The organism is Yoonia sp. F2084L, from assembly GCF_023015625.1.
GTDB lineage: Bacteria > Pseudomonadota > Alphaproteobacteria > Rhodobacterales > Rhodobacteraceae > Yoonia.
The window spans coordinates 168,467-188,553 of sequence record NZ_JALKAH010000002.1 but is presented as its reverse complement, the minus strand read 5'-3'; the positions used below and the strand labels follow the sequence as shown (position 1 = coordinate 188,553).

Here is a 20,087-nt window from a genome sequence, read left to right as displayed (position 1 = left end):
CTTATTGGTTTTTAACACGGCATGGTTTCAGCCGTATCTGTCACCGTGTGATACTTAGGCGTCGTGCCGAAAATTCATGCTGACGACATCTGCACGGGTCAGACCTTTTGCACGAAGCTCTTCTTCGGGGATTGCGGCGATAGCTTGCAGTGTTTGTGTACGCGCATTGCTGACCGCGTAGTTTTCGATAGCAGCCCCAAGAGCGCGGAACGGCGTAAGGAATAGCTCGATCAGCATCTCGCGGTTGGAAATAAGTGTGTTGTCTGGACGCAGTGACATTTTTAGCCTCATAAAACGGGTTGTGTGGCCTCCCGTTTTGACAGCTATGCCTGCGCCCAATGCACAACAACGTCCATTTGTGCAAACCCACCATGCAAATTTTGCATGGTGGGTTTGGGCCTTATTGCTGTGCAGTCAAATTACGATTTCTGCGGGGCAGCTTTGCCGTCCCAAGGGGTGTCAGGAACCGTCACCGTCTTGCCGCGTGGCGCTGCTTTTGCCTTTGATGCGGGCTGAACAGCGTCTACTTTTGCAGCAGGTTTTGCGGCCTTCGCCTTTTGCGCTGCTGGCTTTGCAGGCTTTGACGTCACCGTCTTTGTGTCAGGCTTTGCGGCCGCCTTTGGCGCCGCTTTCGCTACCGCAGGCTTTGCTGCGGCTTTCGGCGCGGCTTTTTCAGCCGCTGGCTTTGCATTTGTCTGAGTGGATTTGAATTCCGGTTGCGCTTTGACTGGCGCTGATTGCTTCGCAGGCGTCGGTGCAGCAGCCTGAGTGGCAGGTTTTAGCGTAGCTTTCGCCTTCGGCGCCGCGGCCTTCGTTGGCGTTGTTGTTTTGACTGGTGCTGCGGCTTTTGCGATAGGTTTCGCCTCTACAGGTGTCGTCGCTTTTGGCGTTACAACAACTGGCTTAGCCTTAGCTACGACCGGTTTTGCGACGGGCTTGACCGCGGATGGTTGCGCTTTGACCGGCACAGCCTTCGATTTGGCTGCTGCTTTTTTCACGACCTTCTTTCTCGCCGTGACAGACGCGTTCGGCGCGCCAGTATATGGCTGCATGATTGCACGCTGCGCGACAGAGGCCTGATCAATCACGGCATCGGCAAAGCGCATTTGCTGACCAATAACGGCGCTAGCGGCGTGCATTCCCTGCGCGGCAAGTGAGATTGTGAATGCGGGTATCATAGTGTTGTCCCTTAGGGTTGTTTTCAGATTCCCTGTAATTATACCCCAAACGCTTCGCGAGTGCAGCATTTTTCTGCACTGCAGCATAAGACGGGGAAAACACATAGAAAAAGGGGCACCCAATGGGTGCCCCTAATGCTTTCGTGCCGTTGTAGCTTAGTCGGTCTGATCCATCCTGACCTGATACCGGACCTGACCTTTGACCGCCGTGCTCCAGTTCAAGTGCACATCGCGGAAATCGCTGCCTTGTGCGCCTTCAGACCACGGCAGGTCATGCACGCGGTTCTCGCCCGTATCGGTGATTGCACCCATCGGCATCACGCTTTCGACGGTTAAGGCACGTCCATCAAAGGGCAGCGCAGTATCTGTCTGCATCACCCATGTCGCGGCCTCCGTTGATTGCTGATGCGACAGGGATGCCGGGTTCGACACAGGCTCGTTCACGTTGTGGAAGGTGTTACCTGAGAATTCAAAGCTGCGGGTGCGAGCATAATCAAGATCGGCAAATGTGGTATCCACGTTTTCGACCCGGTCAATGCGGCCATTCAGTGAGCGGAACACATTTCCTACGACGGAAAAGCCGTTGATGAAGTGGCCCGGCCCGTAAGGTTTGATCACAATGAAGTTGAACCAGTCGGCGACATCATTCGTGGTGAACATATTGCCCGTAATAGTCAGACCGCCAAAGGAAAACTGAGTACCCAAGGCAGGCGTGCTGTCATGTTCATTGGTCCACTCGATAAAGTTGTTATCGCAATAGTTGCCCGTAAAGATGCTCTTGGGGTTGGGCAAAGTCAGGATGATGCCGCCCAAGCGCAGGCCATTGACCTCATCATCGCCATGGAACCAGTGATTGCCTGCAATCAGGTTACCCGATCCGGCCAAGACGCAGAAATGCTTGAACTTACTGGTCCGGTTGTTGCGGATTTTGACGTCATTGGCGTTGGCATTGAAAGCAACGCTGACACGGTCAGCCACGGGAATATCCTGCTCATCCGAAATCAGGTTGCACCGGTCAAGCATCATGCCCTGACAGCCACGTCCCGGTGAGGTGATCCCGCGATCCTTGGTCCGGTTAATGAAACAATCGCGCACGTGGAAGGTAAAGCCATCAGGCGCCATCATGATCCCGCTTGCGATACCGCGGCCCTGGAACTCGATATCATCCAGGTTGAACTGGCTCAGTTTTTCGTATCCTGAGAAGTCCAACATGTATTGAAAGCGTGTGAAGGTGAAATCCTGCGTGCCTTCTGCATCAAACAGTGGGCGGCTCAGTTCCAGAGTTTGTGCGCTTTCATTGACAGACGTGACGTATATCTCGCGTCCAACGCCATTGCCTTGCACCAGTGAACCCACAGGAATGCTTGCGATGTTGACGACATTCGTCAGCCGGTTGTCGTCATTGGCCGCATAAGTCGCCTGCGACATCACCTCAACTGTATCCCACGCGGCACCGTCAGCGGGCTGGAATTGACCGTTGCGGATCACGCGGCGCGTTTCAAACCGGGTACGGCTAGGGTCTGCGGCCTGCATATCAACAGGTTCGGTCAGCAAGACACGCCGCCCGCAAAGATCAAGCGAATCGTGATCGGCAAAGTTGATCAGCGCTTGGTAGGCTTTCTTGAAAGCCAGCTCTTCGTTCTGAAATGCCGCGAGATAGCTGTCATAGTCGTAATCGCGTTGCAGGATAAACCGGTTCTCGGGGGTCTGCACGATCCGTCCCTGAAACTGCACCGGGTTTTCCATCGTTACGTTGCTTTCCAGCAGGTAATCACCGGCTGGCACCATGATCGTCCGACCGGCGGCTGCCGCATCAGCCGCATTGAACGCGGCACTGTCATCAGTCACCCCGTCACCTTTCGCGCCATAGTCACGCACATCGACAAGACCAACCAGATCGCGCGTAAAGACGGAGGATACGTCGCTGACGGTGATATCATCCACGCGGACAACACCGCCCGTAGGGCCTGTCAAATCAATACCAAAGTGGCCGTATTGCGCGCCCGTCCAAACCAGATCAACACCGCTGCGATCCGCCGTGGCAACGATGGCTGTGACTTCGACAACCTCGCCATAGGTGGTCAATTGCACCGATGGCCCAGCCTCGGTCACACCCGTTAGCTGAAGTCCACCGCCCTGCCCGGCCCAACCGGCAATGCTGACAGCAGGCAGCGCACCGGCAACGGCCTTGACCCGCGCGGTGATCTGCAAATAGCAGCCCGCTATGATCGGTGTTTCACCCATATAGCGCACGCGCGTTGTCGGATCTGTTTTTACGAGTTCCAGACAGCCCGCAAAATCCTGATCAGCAGCAACGAAAACACCCGACCCGCTGAACGCATATGAATCCGAACCAGGTGTGCCGTCGGTCGTCGACCAGAGCGCAAGCCCCGCAGAAAATGGCAGCGGATCAAAGACGATCCCATCAGTAATGGCTTTGTTCATGAAAAAGGCCCTTGTTGTTTGAGAAACGCAAAAGGCCCGGCACAAAACCGGGCCACCCGTCTCAAGGCCTAATGATCAGAGTTAAAAAGAACCTGAGGGCACCGTCACGGTTGGTGACGCAACAACCTAGGCCCCGACATCGGGTGCCGCCAACAACTGAACGCCGTTAATCTGCCAGCCGTCAGATGTTTCAATCATCTGATAGTCCAGAATGTGCAAACCACCCTGCGCATCGCGCACCATGACCTTCTGCCAAAGGTTGCCCGCAATATCCCGCAATTCCAAGAACCGCACATCGGCATTATCCCAGACCATCGGATACCCCTGCTGGACCATCATGCCAAAACTGCCAGGGTTACCGAACAGACGTTTGATATTGGGACTGGCGTACTGCCAAGCCTCTGAAACATCGCGATTATTAAACGCCTCAAGCTGGCTGCCAATCACACCTTCGATTGCATCAGAGTCTTGAGCAAAGGCCGATGTGGCCGCCAGCCAGAACACCAAAATGAGTTTTGCAATGCGCATGATCAACGTCTCCTTTGCGTATCCCTATAATACATACGCAAAAAGACGCTGATCAGTTTGGTTTCTTTTTGTGGTTACGCCGTCGCTGCCAGTTGCTTTTCGATCAAAGCCACCGTTTCATCCACGCCGTAGAGCGCGATGAAACCGCCAAAACGCGGTCCTTGTGACGCGCCCAACAGCACTTCGTAAAGCGCCGTGAACCATGCACGCAGCGGATCAAACCCATGTTCTTTGCCGACAGCGAAGACCATCGTTTGCAGTTCTTCGGCATCCAGTCCGCCGTCCCAGCCCTTCAACCGCCCTGCCAAATCGGTCAAAGCGGCGCGTTCCTGATCGGTTGGCGCACGGTACACTTTGGTGGGTTTCACAAAGTCATTGTAATACTGCACCGCAAAGCCTGCCGCCTGATCCATCTGCGGGTTCTTTTCTGCAGACGCCTCTGGCGCGTAACGCTGGATAAAAGCCCAGAGCGTATCCTTATCCTCAGCACCCGACACCGACGCGAGGTTCAAAAGCATCGCAAACGACACAACCATATCCGAGGCGGGTACGTTATGACCGTGGATGTGGAATACCGGGTTGTTCGCCCGGCCTGCCTCATCCTGCGTCGCATAGGCGCGCAGCTGCTGATGATACTCATCCACAGCCTTCGGAATCACATCGAAATGCATGCGCTTCGCTGTTTTCGGCTTGAGGTACATGAAATAGCTCAAGCTCTCAGTCGACGCATATGTCAGCCATTCGTCAATCGAGATACCGTTGCCGGAGGACTTCGAAATCTTCTGGCCGTTCTCATCAAGAAACAACTCATAAGAGAAGTGGTTCGGCTTGCGCCCGCCCAAAATCTCGCAAATCCGGTCATAGATTGCGGTGTTGGTCGCGTGTTCCTTGCCGTACATCTCAAAATCGACGTCCAGCGCAGCCCAGCGCGCGCCGAAGTCCGGCTTCCACTGCAATTTCACATTGCCGCCCGTGACAGGCAGGGTCCATTCGCGACCGTCGGGGTCATCAAAGGTCACTTCGCCCTTGTCGCCATCCACATTTTTCATCGGCACATAAAGGACGCGCCCAGTCTCGGGATGGATTGGCAGAAAAATCGAATAGGTGCCTTGGCGTTCTTCGCGTAGCGATTTCAGCATCACCGCCATGATGTCGTCATACCGCGCGGCGGCGCGCAGCAGTATCTCGTCAAACTGACCGGACTTATAGAACTCACGTGCTGAGTAAAACTCATACTCAAACCCGAACGTATCCAAGAACCGTCGCAGCATTGCGTTGTTGTGGTGGCCAAAGCTTTCATGCGTCCCGAACGGATCAGGCACCGATGTCAGCGGCTTATGCATATGTTCCGCCAGCATGTCCTGCTGCGGCACGTTGCCGGGCACCTTGCGCATGCCGTCCAGATCGTCCGAAAAACAGATCAGCTTCGTCGGAATGTCGGAAATCACACGAAACGCGCGCATAATCATCGTGGTGCGCAAAACTTCACCAAACGTGCCGATATGCGGCAGGCCAGACGGACCATAGCCCGTTTCAAACAAGACATAGCCCTTCTCTGGTGCCTTGTTTTCATAGCGTTTAAGCAATGCGCGCGCCTCTTCAAAGGGCCAGGCCTTCGACGTCATCGCCGCTTCGCGCATACTGCTCATGGTTTTCTCACTTCATTTGGGGGGTGTCATTGTGACGCCGCAACGCGCACTCCCTATTGCGAGACAGGCAAGGCGTCAATAAATGTGGGACAGAACCAAAGGAAATGATGATGCTCGAAGACGCCCCGATGACCGCGCAAGACGCGCTTGCCGCCCTGATGATTGCGATGTCCGCGTCAGACGAGCATATCCGCACCGCCGAGCTCGTGAAAATGAGCAATGCGATCAATAACTTGCCTGTTTTCGCAGGCTACGATGCCGAACGCCTGCCGCGCATGTCGAAGATGGTGTTTGATCTGCTTGAGCAGGAAGATGGGCTTGAGGCGCTGTTTGGCTTGATCCGCGATGCGCTGCCGGATCATCTTTATGAGACCGCTTATGCGCTGTCTTGCGACGTGGCGGCGGCAGATGGCCGCATCCTTGGCGCCGAATTGCGCATGCTGGAAGAGATTCGTGATGAATTAGAGCTTGATCGCCTCCATGCCGCCGCCATCGAACGCGGCGCACGGGCCCGGCATATGACGCTCTGATCAGGTCAGCCTTAACACCAGATGCTTGAGGATATCTTGCTGCAAACTGCGCACGCGCCGGTTCCAACCACGCGCGCCGGGCGGGGATTCGGCACCGTGCGCTTTTCCCACCTCACGTGCCGCGAGATCAGAGGCAAAAATCGCAAAGGCCAGATCACGCCCACTTTTCGTGCGCGCATAGCCCGCAAGGGTAGCGACGAAGTTCAGCGTGCCGGTTTTGGCCTTGATCGAAATCGCCGGGTCTTCGATCACCCGTTGGTTATCATCCACCAATCTGACGTCGCGCAGGATAGGCTTCAGTGTTGGCATGACATCCGTGGCACCCAACAAACGCACCATATCACTAGCCGAAATACGTGACTGATCCCCCAACCCTGAGTGGTCCACAAAGAAAGGTGCGATACCCTGCGCCCGCGCATCCGCCCAGCGCGCCATCCCCAAGGCCGACGTGCGTAAACCGCGCTGCTGCCCCACTCGCGCGGCGGTCGCCGTCAGACCCGCAGCCTCGGCCGTGATATTCGTCGAATATCGCAGCATACCGCGCATCATTTCACGCAGTGGTGCACTTTCATAACTTGCCAGTACGGTACCCTCTGGCATATCCATCGTTTCCTTGGGTGCCTTCAGTACAATTCCATGACTACGCGCAAAGGTGGCAAAGACCTCGCCGGCATAAAGCGCAGGATGCCGGACCGGCAACCAACGCGACCCTTCCTTGTTCAATGCGCGTCTGGCAACGGTCCATTGATCCACATCGCCAGCATCCCGGTAGGTGAACACAGGCGTCGTGCGATCCACGATGTTCATGCGTGCAGTCGTGACGGCAGGCCGATAATTCTCGCTGCGCGCATCCAGCGCTGTCACATAATCTTCGTCCTCCAGCTTCCATTCAAAATGGACCCGATTGTAGTTCAGGTTCAGCCCGGTGATGGTCGGATTATAACCAAGATGATCCAACTGACCCGCATCAATCTCATCAAGGTTCGTCAGGGCATTGTCCCACACCAGAAAGTCACCCCGAACCTCGCGCAGGCCGGTATCTTTGAAACTTTGGGCAAGCTCAGCAATTTGATCAGTCACAAGGTTTGGGTCACCGCCTCCTACGAGGATCAAATTACCATCTAAAATGCCGTCCTCGATGTCTCCTTGCGCAATCAGACGTGTTTTATATTGATAACCGACCCCAAGCGTTTCCAGCGCGTAGAGCGCCGTCACTGCCTTTGTCACACTCGCCGGTGGCTGGGGCGTTTGCGATGAAATATCTTCCAGCACCTCGCCAGATTGCAGATCAACAACCTTCAGCCCCAGATCGCCAGAGAACCCGCGACCGGCGACCATCTTGCGAATGGCATCCTTGGCTGGAGTGCGCGCAAGGGGGCGTATCGAGGTCAGCGGCGCATCGGCAAAACCTGTTGTCGCAAGCGTCGACACCGCACCTGCCAGCATTGCTCGACGCGACAATTGCATCACCACTCACCTCGCTGTCTGATTGCGGTGGATGACTGATCAGACATCGGCAAATTCACAAAAGCCCAAGCGGGCGCGTCCAAGCGGCCGAGGATATGGGCCGCCCGTCCCGGAACGCGGGCCTGGGCATAGACCTTGGCCGCTTTGGACATGCGTGCAGACATACGGTCGCCCGGACGGGCTACCACGCCAATCGGTACGGTCTCCATGATCCATTGCCAGTCCTGCCAGCGATGAAACTGCGCCAAGTTATCGGCCCCCATCAACCACACAAACCGTACACCGGTATACCGGCGGTGCAATGCAGCAAGTGTCTGTGCGGTGTACCGGGTGCCCATGTGCGCCTCGATGTCTGTCACTATGACGCGTGGATGCTGCATCATCGCAGTCGCCGCCTGCATCCGTTCAGCCAAAGGTGCTGGTCCATCTTGTTTCAACGGATTGCCCGGCGACACCAACCACCATAACCGATCCAACCCAAACCGTTTCAACGCGGCCTTTGTAATGTGCACATGCCCCTCGTGCGGTGGATCAAAGGACCCTCCCAACAGGCCAATGATTTGCCCGGGCTTTGCGACAGGCAACCCTGTCATGCCGCAGGACCTGACAAGTGCAAAAGGGGCAAGGCAATCAGCATCAGCAATCTTTGATCAGGGTTCCGGTTTGTCTGACGCGTAGTAGCCATTCCATTGCCAAGGCTGTCAATGGCCGCCGCTACTTGGCGCGCAAACGATACCGTGTTGTGGTCAATTGATCAGACACGGCACTGGTTTTGCTGTCGATAAATCCCAGTCCGCGCATATGCGCGCGGATCACGGTATCGCCGACAATAGCAGCCTTGCCTTTGCGGTGCACCATCCAGATATGCTTTTCAGGATGAGCCAAGGCAAGATCAGAGGCCGCATGCAAATCTGTCTCTTCCATCAAAATCGCAATCAATAAGGTCGCATCAGATACCGTCTGGACCGTGGCCCCTGTCAAAGCCTCTTCCAGAGGCACGTCTTCAAATGCTCCTTGGATAAAGGCAGGGTTGTCCGCAGAAATCCCCAGTTTCTCAGCCAAGGTCGGCGGCTTCTTCAAAAGGGCCTTCTGCCATCGCACAGCTTCAGCAGCACCAAATTCCATCACCAACTCTGGCCCATCCGTGGCAACACGCACCCCTTCATCAACAAGCGTGACGTCCTTGATATGCCCACGCGGGATGTCGAGACGCAGATCGCCGCGCAACTGCAGCGCAGCCCCGTCCAAATGCAATTTCGCCTCGGCGACTTCACCCTGCCAATGGCAAACGGCAACAGCTTCACGTCCCATCCGGGCCCCTCCGACTGACAATATCTTTTCATCATACCACATGCATGCCAGAGTTCGAAAATGACAGATTTGACAACGCGCAATGGCGCACCGCTATCGCGGCTTACATTCGGAACAATGCAATTTGGGGGCACCGCAGATCAGGCGGCCAGCCGAGCCATGTTTGAGGCGGCATGGGACAGTGGCATTAATCACTTTGACACAGCGGTCGGATACACCGGCGGCGCTTCGGAAAAGATCACCGGCGCATTGATTAAACCGGCACGCGACGACATTTATCTGGCGACCAAGGTTGGCTATGTCGGAGGGGCCTCGAAAGCCAATATCAGCAAGCATTTTGAAACCTGCCGCCAGCAATTGAACGAAGACGCCGTCGATCTGCTTTACATGCATCGTTTCGACGATGAGACGCCATTGGAAGAAACCTTCAGCGCCCTCGCTGATCTGCAATCGCGTGGCCTGATCCGGCATATCGGCGTGTCTAATTACGCCGCATGGCAGGTCATGAAGGCGCAGGCGGTTGCTAGGTCTCTCGGCACCAAAATTGATGTCATTCAGCCGATGTACAACCTTGTCAAACGCCAAAGCGAGGTTGAGCTGTTTCCGATGGCTGCAGATCAGGGAATCGTGATTGTGCCTTACTCACCATTAGGTGGCGGGCTTCTGACGGGTAAGTACAGTAGCGGAGAAACTGGGCGTTTGACCCAGGATGACCGCTACAAAGCCAGGTATGATCAGCCGTGGATGCATGAGACCGCAGCCAAGCTTGCCGCGTTAGCAGTACGGCAGGGTTTTGATCCGGCAACTCTTGCTGTGGCTTGGGCTGCGCATCATCCGGTTAGACCGCTGCCGATCATCTCAGCGCGATCCGTACAACAGCTAGAGCCGTCACTAGCTGCGGAAAGCTTTGAAATGACGCCTGCGCTTTATGCCGAAATCACCGCCCTCAGCATCACCCCCGCACCAGCCACAGACAGGCTCGAAGAAGCATGATCGACTTTCTTATCATCGGAGGCGGCGTCGCCGGAACCTCCGCCGCTGCGCGGCTATCGCAACTTGGCAAGGTCGTGTTGCTGGAAGGTGAAGATGCACTGGCATATCACACATCAGGCCGGTCGGCGGCGATGTTCGAAGAAAACTACGGCAAGCCCTCCACAATCGAACTGAACAAAGCCAGCCGCAGGTTTCACGAGGACGCAGGCGTACTCAGCCCCCGTGGGCTGATGCTGATCGGCACGTCAGACGATACCGAGGCCTTTGACACGGACCAACACCAAATGCAGCTTGAAACGATCAGTATCGAAGACGCCAAAGCTATGGTGCCGATCCTGAATGAAGGCGTGGTCAATCGCGCCGCCTATCATGCCTCCGCATGGGATATCGACACCGATAAGCTGATCCAGACTTTCGCCCGGATGGCGCGCGAAAATGGTGGCGCCATCACCACAAAATCTACCGTCGCCGCGATCACGCGCACAGAACACGGCTGGTCTGTCACCGCGGGCGACACAACCTATGAGACCCGCAATCTGGTCAACGCCGCTGGCGCCTGGGTCGATCACATTGCTGAACTGGCAGGTATCGCGCCACTTGGCTTTACACCGCTGCGCCGCTCAATGGCGCGTATCCCGGCACCCGGCGGGCACGACGTGAGCACATGGCCAATGCTGTTCGGCCCAGGCGAGCGGTGGTATGCCAAGGCTGACGCAGGCGCGCTGATCGTGTCACCCGCCGAGGAAGACCCAACAACACCGCATGATGCGTATGCTGATGACATGGTGCTGGCAGAAGGGCTCGCCCGGTATGAGGCCCATGTAACGGAACCAGTCAACCGCCTGCTCAGCTCTTGGGCGGGACTGCGAACTTTTGCGTCAGACAGGACATTGGTCATTGGCCCCGATGCCCGCGACCCCAGTTTCATCTGGTGCGCCGGGCAAGGCGGCTACGGGATGCAATCGGCCCCAGCCGCCAGCCAACTGCTTGCCGACCTGATCAGCGGTGCTGCATCTACATTGCCGCCAGAGACAATCGTCGCACTTTCACCACACAGGTTCGCATGACGGATCATACCAATACCCACGGCCAACCCATCGGTGCACCGGTCCTGGGATGGGCGGGCTGTAAACCGCTGCCTCGCACCCCGATGTACGGACGTACCTGTAACGTGGTTCCACTGGAGCAGGGTCACAGTGCCGCGCTGCACGCAGCCTTTTCGGCAGATGAAACAGGCACACTTTGGACCTACATGCCCGCGGGGCCGTTCAAATCTGAGGCTGACTACGCCGCATGGGTCGCTGATGCGTGCCACAGCGAAGACCCGCTATTCTTCGCCATCATCGACAAGACGACTGGGCAGCCGATTGGTGTCGCCAGTTACCTGCGGATCCAACCCGAAAATGGTGTGGCAGAGGTGGGTTACATCACATTCTCACCAGTCCTACAGCGGACGCCGATGGCGACCGAAGCGATGTATCTGATGATGAAGCGTGTTTTTGATGAATTGGGATATCGCCGATACGAATGGAAGTGCGACGCGCTCAACGCGCCATCTCGACTGGCAGCTGCGCGGCTTGGGTTCCAGTATGACGGGTTGTTCAAGCAGGCACTGGTTTACAAAGGGCGAAATCGTGACACGGCTTGGTTTTCGATCCTCGATTGCGACTGGCCACAGGTGAAGGCGGGATTTGAGGCATGGCTGGATCCCGCAAACTTTGACGTACAGGGCCAGCAAAAGACGCCCCTCCGTACTGAACGGCGCGCCGGTCCCTAAACCTGATGAAACCGCAGCGGTTTCGTGTCCTCTCGGATCACCAGGCCCTTCGCCTCTAAATCAAGCTGCACGCACTTCTGCCACCATCCGGCGGTCGCACCGCCCGGAAACAATTCTTCGGGCAAATGCACTTTGGCAGCTTCCTTGACCTCTTTCGCAGTCATGCCCGGTGCAGCCTTCGGCAAAGTGGCCAGCATCGCGTCTTTCATGGCGGTATACTTGGCCTTATCCACGTTAGTGGTCTTGCCGAGCGTATTGATGTTTTCCACTGCGATCTTATCAGACATATGCGACCCTTTCTTTGACGTAAGGTGGGTTTAAACCCACCTTACAGGGTCGCTTCTGTCAACCATCCAAGCGGATTGTGGTGTTTTTGGGGTCGTAGGGGCTGTCTTCCACAATCTCTGCATTCCAAAGCGTGTCCAGCATTTTAACCTGCAATCTCGTCCCGACTTCAGCCAATTCCGGCTTCACATAGCCCATCCCAATCGACTTCTCGAATGCCACCGAATACCCACCCGACGTCAAACGGCCAACACGGGTGCCATTCATTGCATAAAGCGCCTCACGCCCCCAAGGATCGGCATCATCTGGACCATCAATAAGGAGGGTGACACATTTAGAGCGGATACCCTTCGCTTCCATCGCGGCCTTACCGTTGAAATCCTTGGACAAATCAACAAAGCGTGGCAAATCGGCCTCGAGCGGTGTCGCATCCCGGCCCAACTCCGTCCCAAACGCACGATAAGACTTCTCTTGCCGCAGCCAATTCTGCGCCCGCGCGCCGACCAGTTTCATACCATGCGGCTCACCCGCTTTTTCGAGCAGATCAAAGAGGTAGTTCTGCATCTCAATCGGGTGATGCAACTCCCAACCCAACTCGCCAGTATAGGCAACCCGTATCGCGTTCACGGGACACATGCCCAACTCAATCTGCTTGGCAGATAGCCAAGGGAAGCGTTTATTTGACAGTGCTGTCGCCGGATCCGCGTCCTTGATCACCGCATTCAAGACATCCCGCGACTTGGGACCAGCAATCGCAAAAACGCCCCACTGCGTCGTCACGTCCTGTTCGTTGATCCGACCGAACTCTTCCTCTTTCTCCATGACCGCTTTGTAGAGAAAGTCCTGATCATAGGCGTGCCAGCCACCAGCCGAAACCAAGTAGTAGTCATCCTCGGCCAGCCGCACGATCGTGAATTCGGTACGTGTCGTGCCATGATCTGTCAGCGCATACGTGAGGTTAATCCGACCAACACGCGGCAGTTTATTCGTCGTGAACCAATCCAAAAACGCCGTGGCCCCCGGTCCGCTGATCCGGTGTTTGGCAAAGGCTGTCGCGTCGATCAGGCCAACGCCTTCGCGGATCGCCTTGGCCTCTTCCACAGCATATTGCCACCACCCGCCGCGGCGGAAAGACCGGCTATCATGATCGTTGAAGCCTTCGGGCGCATAGTAGTTTGGACGCTCCCATCCGTTCACAAACCCAAACTGCGCACCACGGGCGGCTTGGCGATCATAAGCAGGCGATGTACGCAACGGACGACAAGCCGGGCGCTCTTCATCGGGGTGATGCAGCACGTAAACGTGGTCATAGCATTCTTCGTTCTTGCGCGCCGCAAACTCGGTCGTCATCCAGTCGCCATAGCGTTTGGGGTCAAGCGACGCCATGTCGATCTCAGCCTCGCCATCAACCATCATTTGCGCAAGGTAATAGCCCGTACCACCCGCCGCCGTGATCCCGAACGAGAACCCTTCAGCCAGCCACATGTTCGTCAGCCCCGGCGCGGGACCAACCAACGGGTTGCCATCAGGCGTATAGCAAATGGGGCCGTTGAAATCGTCCTTCAGCCCGCTGTCTTCGCAAGACGGAATGCGATGGATCATCGCCATATACTGCTCTTCAATCCGCTCCAGATCGAGCGGGAACAGATCGGCACGGAAGCTATCGGGAACACCATATTCGAAAACTGCCGGTGCGCCCTTTTCATAGACCCCCAAAATCCAACCGCCCCGTTCTTCGCGCACATAAGACTGTGCATCCGCATCACGGACCACGGGGTGTTCGACATTGCCTTCAGCGCGGAACGCTTCCAGCGCGGGGTCTTTATCCATCACGATGAACTGATGCTCGACCGGAATCGCTGGGATTTTGATCCCCAGCTTCTTGGCCGTCGTCTGCGCGTGGTTGCCAGAGGCAGTGACAACATGCTCTGCCGTAATCACAATCTGCTCGTCCGAGGGCACAAGGTTACCGCCCTTCTCAACCATCTTGGTGCAGGTCACCTCCCACGCTTCACCGTTCCATTCAAAGGCATCAGCCTGCCACTTGCGTTCAATGATCGCACCATGCTGACGCGCGCCCTTGGCCATCGCCTGGGTCACATCGGCGGGATTAATGTAGCCATCGGTGTGGTGGTAAAGCGCGCCTTTCAGGTCCTCCGTGCGGATTAACGGCCACTTCGCCTTGATTTCATCGGGGGTCATCCAGACGTAAGGCACATCACAGGTTTCAGCAGTGGACGCATAGAGCATATACTCATCCATCCGCTCTTGCGTCTGCGCCATGCGCAGGTTGCCAACGACAGCGAAACCAGCGTTCAACCCGGTTTCCTCTTCAAGCGATTTATAGAAATCGACCGAATACTTGTGGATATGGGTCGTCGCAAAAGACATGTTGAACAAAGGCAGCAAGCCCGCAGCATGCCATGTTGAACCAGAGGTCAGCTCATCCCGCTCTAGCAGCATCACATCATCCCAACCGGCTTTGGCCAAGTGATAAGCAATCGACGTGCCAACCGCGCCGCCACCGACAACCAGTGCTTTGACCTGCGTTTTCATGATGACGACTCCCTTGGCATCCTTGGCGTTAACTTGCGCGAAACCGCAGCCGCGCGAAAGAACCAGCCGACCGCTTAAAGCGCAAAACCGACAAGGGGTCAGGCTTTCCCTACTAGGCAAATCACTCATGCCGTGTTTCGTTAGGGCCATTTAGGGGAATGGTATGACGATTTATCGCTTGAAAGATGCAGCAACTTTGGCCGACGCCAGCTACAAGGCAGGCCGGATCGTCAGCCCCCGCGTTATCAAGTCCCTGGATCACAACGACGTACAGGCGCATTTGCTGGAAGGGAACATCTTGCTGTTGCCAGGTTCGAATTCGGTCCGCGACTATGTCAAATTCAACCTGCGCCCGCTGCGACTGGGTGGTCAGCGTTTTGTGCTGAAACATGCAACCAGCAGCGAAAAAGGCGCATCAGGCACCAAATGGCACCAGGGTTTTCTGCGGTATTCGATCGAAATCTTTGAATGGCTCAAGCGCGAAGGCGTCACGCCCAACTACATCATCGGTCATTCGCTAGGTGCTGCCGCGGCACAGATCCTGTCCAAGACCTACAACACACCGGCCATCGGCTTTGCCGCCCCGCGCCCCAAATGGAGCAAACACGGCGTTGTAAAAGACGGGCGTTGCCTGCTTGTGAACCGCACCGATGACCCGGTGCCAAAGGTTCCTTCAGCCTACCACCACATGGGAAAGACAAAACTGTTCAAGTCTGTGAAGCACAAAAGCCTCTTTGCGCACTCAATGAGACATTACATCAACATCATTGAAGAAGACGATAAGTTCAAAACCTTGCCAGAAATCTGGGCAGGCTAAAGCATCGCTGGCACGACCAGATCAGGCGGTCTGTGACCATCGGCAAAGGTCTTGATATTCACGATCACTTTTTCGCCCATCTCAATACGCCCTTCGAGGGTCGCTGACCCCATATGCGGCAGCAAGATCGCGTTAGGCAATTCGCGCAGGCGCGGATTAATCTCATGCCCCCGTTCAAACACATCAAGGCCCGCACCCGCGATCTCACCTGCGCGCAACATCCGCGTCAGAGCATTTTCATCAATCACCTCGCCGCGTGACGTGTTCACAATCACAGCATCAGGTTTCATCAACTTTAATCGTCGGGCATTCATCAGGTGAAATGTAGATGGGGTATGTGGGCAGTTGATCGACAGAATATCGACACGGGCCACCATCTGATCAAGGCTTTCCCAATAGGTCGCATCCAGTTCTTCCTCAACCTCAGGCCGCAGACGTTTGCGGTTGTGGTAATGTACCTGCATGCCAAATGCAGCAGCGCGGCGCGCGACGGCCTGACCAATCCGGCCCATGCCCAGAATACCTAAACGACGCCCTTTGATCCGGCCACCCAACATCGCAGTCGGTGCCCAACCGCGCCAATCCTCGGACTGAGCGACACGCAGCCCTTCGGCCATACGGCGCGTGACACCGAGGATCAGCGCCATCACCATATCGGCGGTATCTTCGGTCACAACACCAGGGGTGTTCGAGACGTGAATGCCGCGTTGGCGCGCCGTGGCCACGTCAATATGGTCAACGCCCGCGCCATAATTCGCGATCAGTTTCAACTGCTCGCCTGCACGCCCCAGCAACTTAGCATCAATCTGATCTGTGATGGTGCATACCAAAACATCAGCGCGCGCCATCGCTTCGGCGAGTTGATCGTTCGTCATCTGTGTGTCGTCATCGCGCAGTTCGACGTCAAAAAGCTCTTTCAGCCGGGTTTCGACCACCTCGGGCAACCGTCGCGTCACGACAACACTTAACTGCTTACCTGGCATGCAATGCCCTCCCACGGGTTTTCAAATCGGCCTTGTCATGGCAGGTTGCGCGAAAGGGACGCGCAGCACAAGAACCGCGCGCCGCAAAAGTGAGCAGTAAGGGCAAACAATGGGTGCAGTGGCGCATTGGTTTCGCGTGTTTCAGATCGCAACGTTTGCGATTGTCTTGGGTATGGGCGCTGTCTCTGCGCAGACCAGCGACACGGGGCCTGCAATCGGACCCGAAACAAACCTGCCTTTGCCACGCTATGTGTCTTTACGTGCCAGCGAAGCCAACGTGCGCCGTGGCCCGTCCTTGTCCCACCGGATCGACTGGGTGTTTCAACGCCGCGATATGCCATTGCAAGTGGTCGCTGAATACGGCCACTGGCGCCGCGTGATCGACCGCGACGGACAGGGTGGCTGGGTGCATTACCGCATGCTGTCCGGCGCGCGCACCGTTGTGATTGAAGAGCCAGAAACAGCATTGCGTGCACGGCCGGAACCAAACGCGCTGGAAAACGCTTTGCTAGAGCCAGGTGTGGTGGCACGCCTTGGCGATTGTAACCCTGAATGGTGTCAGTTGACTGCGGGTGGCTACAAAGGCTGGGTCCCCAAGACGACGATCTGGGGCGTGGCTGACGCAGAAATCCGCGACTAGGCGGCCTTATCCAACCCACGCCCTTTGAGCAGAGCCTCAACACCCGGCAGACGCCCACGGAAAGCGATGTAAAGCTCAGCGGCATCAACCGATCCACCAGATGACAGGACTGTCTCTTCCAATCGTTTGGCGGTCTCGGGATCAAACGGGCCACCTGCCTCTTCGAATGCGGCGAATGCGTCGGCGTCCATCACCTCTGACCACATGTAGCTGTAGTAGCCGCTGGAATAGCCATCCCCCGCAAAGACATGGGCAAAATGCGGGGTTGCGTGGCGCATACGAATAGCATTGGGCATCCCGATTTCTTCGAGGATCTCCGCCTGACGCTGCATTGGATCCGTCGGAGCGGACCCATCATGAAAGCCCAAATCAACAAGGGCAGAGGCCACATATTCAACCGTCTGAAACCCCATATCATAGGTCGCAGCACCCAACATACGTTCCAACAAATCCTCTGGCATGGGCGCGCCGGTGTCAGCATGTGTTGCAAACTCCGCCAGCACCTCAGGCACCTCAAGCCAGTGTTCGTATAGCTGGCTGGGCAATTCAACAAAGTCCCGCGCCACAGACGTGCCCGAGATGCTTTCATAAGTCACATCCGACAGCATCTGATGCAAGGCGTGGCCAAACTCATGGAACAGCGTGCGCGCATCGTCGTAGGACAACAAAGCCGGCTTTCCTGCCTCAGGCTTTGCAAAGTTGCAGACATTGATCACCTGCGGTCGCACATCGCGCCCGAGCCTGTGTTGCGACCGCATCGCCGAACACCATGCGCCCGACCGTTTGGACCCACGTGCAAAATAATCACCGATAAAGACGGCTACATGTTCATCGTCACGGGTCACTTCCCAAAGGCGCACATCGGGGTGGTAGACAGGTCCCTCAATCGGTTCGAATTCAAGTCCGAACAGCCGGTTTGCGCATGCAAATGAAGCATCAATCATCCGGTCCAATTGCAAGTACGGCTTCAGCTCTGCCTCATCGAGATCATGCAGTTCCTTGCGCCGTTTCTCTGCATAGAAGCGCCAATCCCAAGGCTCCAGCGGCCCGTCAAAACCATCCGCATGCAGCATACGCTGCAAAATGGCGGCATCCGCCTCGGCCGCCGCCTTTGCAGGTTCCCAGACCTTCATCAAAAGATCACGCACGGCCCCCGGCGTGCCTGCCATTTCGGTCTCAAGCTTGAAATCGGCAAAGGTGTCATACCCCAGCAGTTTCGCCCGCTCTTCGCGCAGTTTCAGAGTCTCAGCCGCGATGCCACGGTTATCGGTGTCACCACCATTGGCCCCGCGCGCGCCCCAAGCCTCATAGGCCTTCTGGCGCAAATCGCGCCGCTCTGAGAACTGCAGGAAAGGCACAATCAGAGAGCGGGACAGGGTAACAACGGGACCGCCCGCTTCTTTCTCCTCGCCCGCCGCTTTGGCTGTGGCCACAACAAAATCTGGCAAGCCAATCAAATCGTCCGCACCAAGCGGCATGAACCATTCACGCTCATCCGACAGCAGGTTCTGGGTAAACTCGGTGCCAAGCACCGACAGGCGCGATTTCACCGCGCGCAGGTCCTCGGCGGCTTTGCCTTCCAACTGCGCCCCTGCCCGGACAAAGCCGCGCCGTGACAGCATCAGGACGCGCTGCTGTTCATCAGTCAGATCCAATTCCGCGCGACGATCCCAAACCGCCTCAACCCGCGCAAAAAGTGCTTTATTCTCGACAACCTCGGAGCCATAGGCGCTCAGCATCGGTGCAAAGTCGCGCTGAAGCTCCTCTCGTTTGGGATTACTGTCCGCACCGGCGACATTGTAGAACGCACCTAGAACACGCCCCAGTGTTTCCTCAGCGCGCTCAAGCGCCTCAACTGTGTTGGCAAAACTCGGCGGCTCAGGATTGTCCGCGATCGCCGCAATGTTGGCGCGCGCCTCGGCCAAGGCCACCTCGACCGCCGGCGCATAATCATCGTCAGATATCAGATCAAAAGGCGGTAATTCAAACGGTGTGTTCCAGTCGGCAAGCAGTGGATTTGTCATGGCAGAACTCCTTTGCGGTAGAGGTAGGGCTTCGTTACCCCAGGTGCCACCTCAATGGCTTCTTCTTGGCAAAAAAACGCAGATTCGGCGCTCACCGGGACCGCATCCGTCTCTCAAATCGGCGTAGCGCTATGGAGAGGGTAATCGTGATCGTGAGATACACAAGCGCCACCACATTATAGGTTTCAAAGTAGCGAAAATTGCCCGCTGCCGTCACCTTGCCCAATTGGGTGACGTCGGTGACACCCAGCACACTGACCAACGAGGAATCCTTCACCATCGCGACGAAATCATTGCCCAAAGGTGGCAGGATGGTCTTGAGCGCTTGCGGAAACACAATAAAGCGAAACCGCTGCCAGCGATTGAGGCCCAGCGCCTCTGCCGCTTCGATCTGCCCTTCGTCGACCGATTGTAGCCCCGCGCGGAATACCTCGGCCAGAAAGGACGAATAGGCGATGGTCAGTGCAATCACCGCGCGCCATAAAAGCGAGAAATCACGGGTGCGGATAGGATCGAACCCGATGCCTTCCGCGATCCAGTTCCAGCTTGCGACCATGGCAGGGGCAAGCACGAAGGCCACGTAGAGCAACAGCACGATAATCGGGATGCCGCGCACAATCTCAATGTAGAACCGCGCCATCTGGCGTAGGATCAATGAACGCGACAGAACGGCCAGGGCAAGCAACAGACCCAGCACGCAGGCCATCGTGTAGGACACGACCGTCACATAGATCGTTACCCAGATGCCCCGCCTTAGGGTCGACAAAACGCGGCTGTATTCTTCAACCGTCAGGACCTGCCAAAACAGGTAGATACCAATCGCCACCACAGCGACCAGCCACCAAGGGAAGTCCTTGTCATTGGGGGAGGTAGGGATCATCGGGCGTGACCCCGGACCTCCACA

Annotated in this window: 19 protein-coding genes; 6 read left to right on the top strand and 13 right to left on the bottom strand. The window is 56.4% G+C overall.

The window, feature by feature from the left end:
* Positions 1 to 54: 54 nt before the first annotated feature.
* The 5 genes from MWU60_RS06420 to MWU60_RS06400 all read right to left on the bottom strand — a co-directional run bounded on the left by MWU60_RS06420 (position 55) and on the right by MWU60_RS06400 (position 5,800).
* Positions 55 to 279: a DUF1127 domain-containing protein gene (locus MWU60_RS06420; protein WP_247226382.1), complete on the bottom strand. Its 225-nt coding sequence runs from the start codon at positions 277 to 279 to the stop codon at positions 55 to 57.
* A gap of 140 nt (positions 280 to 419) precedes the next feature.
* The gene (locus tag MWU60_RS06415; RefSeq protein WP_247226877.1) at positions 420 to 1,178 is read right to left on the bottom strand and encodes a hypothetical protein; all 759 of its coding nucleotides are present in this window, start codon (positions 1,176 to 1,178) and stop codon (positions 420 to 422) included.
* 156 nt (positions 1,179 to 1,334) lie between these two features.
* The gene (locus MWU60_RS06410) at positions 1,335 to 3,623 is read right to left on the bottom strand and encodes a glycosyl hydrolase family 28-related protein (RefSeq protein ID WP_247226381.1); all 2,289 of its coding nucleotides are present in this window, start codon (positions 3,621 to 3,623) and stop codon (positions 1,335 to 1,337) included.
* A 126-nt stretch (positions 3,624 to 3,749) separates the two neighbouring features.
* Positions 3,750 to 4,151, bottom strand: a complete 402-nt coding sequence (locus MWU60_RS06405) for a DUF4864 domain-containing protein (protein WP_247226380.1) — start codon at positions 4,149 to 4,151, stop codon at positions 3,750 to 3,752.
* Between the two features lie 74 nt (positions 4,152 to 4,225).
* A complete protein-coding gene (locus tag MWU60_RS06400) occupies positions 4,226 to 5,800 on the bottom strand; it encodes a lysine--tRNA ligase (protein WP_247226379.1) in 1,575 nt (524 codons plus the stop codon).
* 110 nt (positions 5,801 to 5,910) lie between these two features.
* Between MWU60_RS06400 and MWU60_RS06395 the strand changes: the two genes are divergently transcribed.
* Positions 5,911 to 6,330 (top strand): tellurite resistance TerB family protein, encoded by a 420-nt coding sequence (locus MWU60_RS06395; protein WP_247226378.1) that lies wholly within the window; start codon positions 5,911 to 5,913, stop codon positions 6,328 to 6,330.
* Here MWU60_RS06395 and dacB read toward each other — a convergent pair whose 3' ends face one another.
* The 3 genes from dacB to MWU60_RS06380 form a co-directional block, all read right to left on the bottom strand.
* A complete protein-coding gene (dacB, locus tag MWU60_RS06390) occupies positions 6,331 to 7,797 on the bottom strand; it encodes a D-alanyl-D-alanine carboxypeptidase/D-alanyl-D-alanine-endopeptidase (protein WP_247226377.1) in 1,467 nt (488 codons plus the stop codon).
* Positions 7,797 to 8,390, bottom strand: coding sequence for a nicotinate-nucleotide adenylyltransferase (locus tag MWU60_RS06385; protein WP_247226376.1), 594 nt, complete (start codon positions 8,388 to 8,390; stop codon positions 7,797 to 7,799). Before MWU60_RS06385 ends, dacB begins: the two co-directional genes overlap by 1 nt.
* 121 nt (positions 8,391 to 8,511) lie before the next feature.
* Positions 8,512 to 9,108, bottom strand: a complete 597-nt coding sequence (locus tag MWU60_RS06380; protein WP_247226375.1) for a hypothetical protein — start codon at positions 9,106 to 9,108, stop codon at positions 8,512 to 8,514.
* 60 nt (positions 9,109 to 9,168) lie between these two features.
* Here MWU60_RS06380 and MWU60_RS06375 point away from each other — a divergent pair, with 60 nt between their 5' ends.
* From MWU60_RS06375 to MWU60_RS06365, 3 genes are read left to right on the top strand one after another with little or no spacing between them, the layout of a single operon-like run.
* A complete protein-coding gene (locus MWU60_RS06375; protein ID WP_247226374.1) occupies positions 9,169 to 10,101 on the top strand; it encodes an aldo/keto reductase in 933 nt (310 codons plus the stop codon).
* A complete protein-coding gene (locus tag MWU60_RS06370; protein WP_247226373.1) occupies positions 10,098 to 11,168 on the top strand; it encodes an FAD-dependent oxidoreductase in 1,071 nt (356 codons plus the stop codon). Before MWU60_RS06375 ends, MWU60_RS06370 begins: the two co-directional genes overlap by 4 nt.
* The gene (locus MWU60_RS06365; protein ID WP_247226372.1) at positions 11,165 to 11,878 is read left to right on the top strand and encodes a GNAT family protein; all 714 of its coding nucleotides are present in this window, start codon (positions 11,165 to 11,167) and stop codon (positions 11,876 to 11,878) included. The genes MWU60_RS06370 and MWU60_RS06365 overlap by 4 nt, the downstream gene beginning before the upstream one ends.
* On the opposite strand, the gene MWU60_RS06360 is transcribed toward MWU60_RS06365, so the two are convergent.
* Both MWU60_RS06360 and MWU60_RS06355 read right to left on the bottom strand, forming a co-directional pair.
* Positions 11,875 to 12,165 carry a hypothetical protein gene (locus MWU60_RS06360; protein WP_247226371.1) on the bottom strand — a complete coding sequence of 97 codons (291 nt, stop codon included), beginning with the start codon at positions 12,163 to 12,165 and terminating at the stop codon, positions 11,875 to 11,877. The two genes, MWU60_RS06365 and MWU60_RS06360, sit on opposite strands and share 4 nt — an antisense overlap.
* 58 nt (positions 12,166 to 12,223) lie before the next feature.
* Entirely contained in the window at positions 12,224 to 14,719 is a 2,496-nt protein-coding gene (locus tag MWU60_RS06355) for an FAD-dependent oxidoreductase (RefSeq protein WP_247226370.1), read from the bottom strand.
* 163 nt (positions 14,720 to 14,882) lie between these two features.
* On the opposite strand from MWU60_RS06355, the gene MWU60_RS06350 reads away from it, so the two are divergent.
* The gene (locus MWU60_RS06350; RefSeq protein WP_247226369.1) at positions 14,883 to 15,536 is read left to right on the top strand and encodes a hypothetical protein; all 654 of its coding nucleotides are present in this window, start codon (positions 14,883 to 14,885) and stop codon (positions 15,534 to 15,536) included.
* Here the strand turns inward: MWU60_RS06350 and MWU60_RS06345 are convergent.
* Complete coding sequence (locus tag MWU60_RS06345) at positions 15,533 to 16,519, bottom strand: D-glycerate dehydrogenase (RefSeq protein WP_247226368.1); 987 nt, start codon at positions 16,517 to 16,519, stop codon at positions 15,533 to 15,535. The genes MWU60_RS06350 and MWU60_RS06345 overlap by 4 nt on opposite strands.
* Before the next feature lie 109 nt (positions 16,520 to 16,628).
* Between MWU60_RS06345 and MWU60_RS06340 the strand changes: the two genes are divergently transcribed.
* Positions 16,629 to 17,159 carry an SH3 domain-containing protein gene (locus MWU60_RS06340; RefSeq protein WP_247226367.1) on the top strand — a complete coding sequence of 177 codons (531 nt, stop codon included), beginning with the start codon at positions 16,629 to 16,631 and terminating at the stop codon, positions 17,157 to 17,159.
* Here MWU60_RS06340 and MWU60_RS06335 read toward each other — a convergent pair.
* Together MWU60_RS06335 and MWU60_RS06330 are read right to left on the bottom strand one after the other, a co-directional pair.
* On the bottom strand, positions 17,156 to 19,183 hold the full coding sequence (locus MWU60_RS06335; protein WP_247226366.1) for a M3 family metallopeptidase: 2,028 nt from the start codon (positions 19,181 to 19,183) through the stop codon (positions 17,156 to 17,158). The two genes, MWU60_RS06340 and MWU60_RS06335, sit on opposite strands and share 4 nt — an antisense overlap.
* Before the next feature lie 91 nt (positions 19,184 to 19,274).
* Positions 19,275 to 20,063 (bottom strand): amino acid ABC transporter permease, encoded by a 789-nt coding sequence (locus MWU60_RS06330; protein WP_247226365.1) that lies wholly within the window; start codon positions 20,061 to 20,063, stop codon positions 19,275 to 19,277.
* Positions 20,064 to 20,087 lie beyond the last annotated feature (24 nt).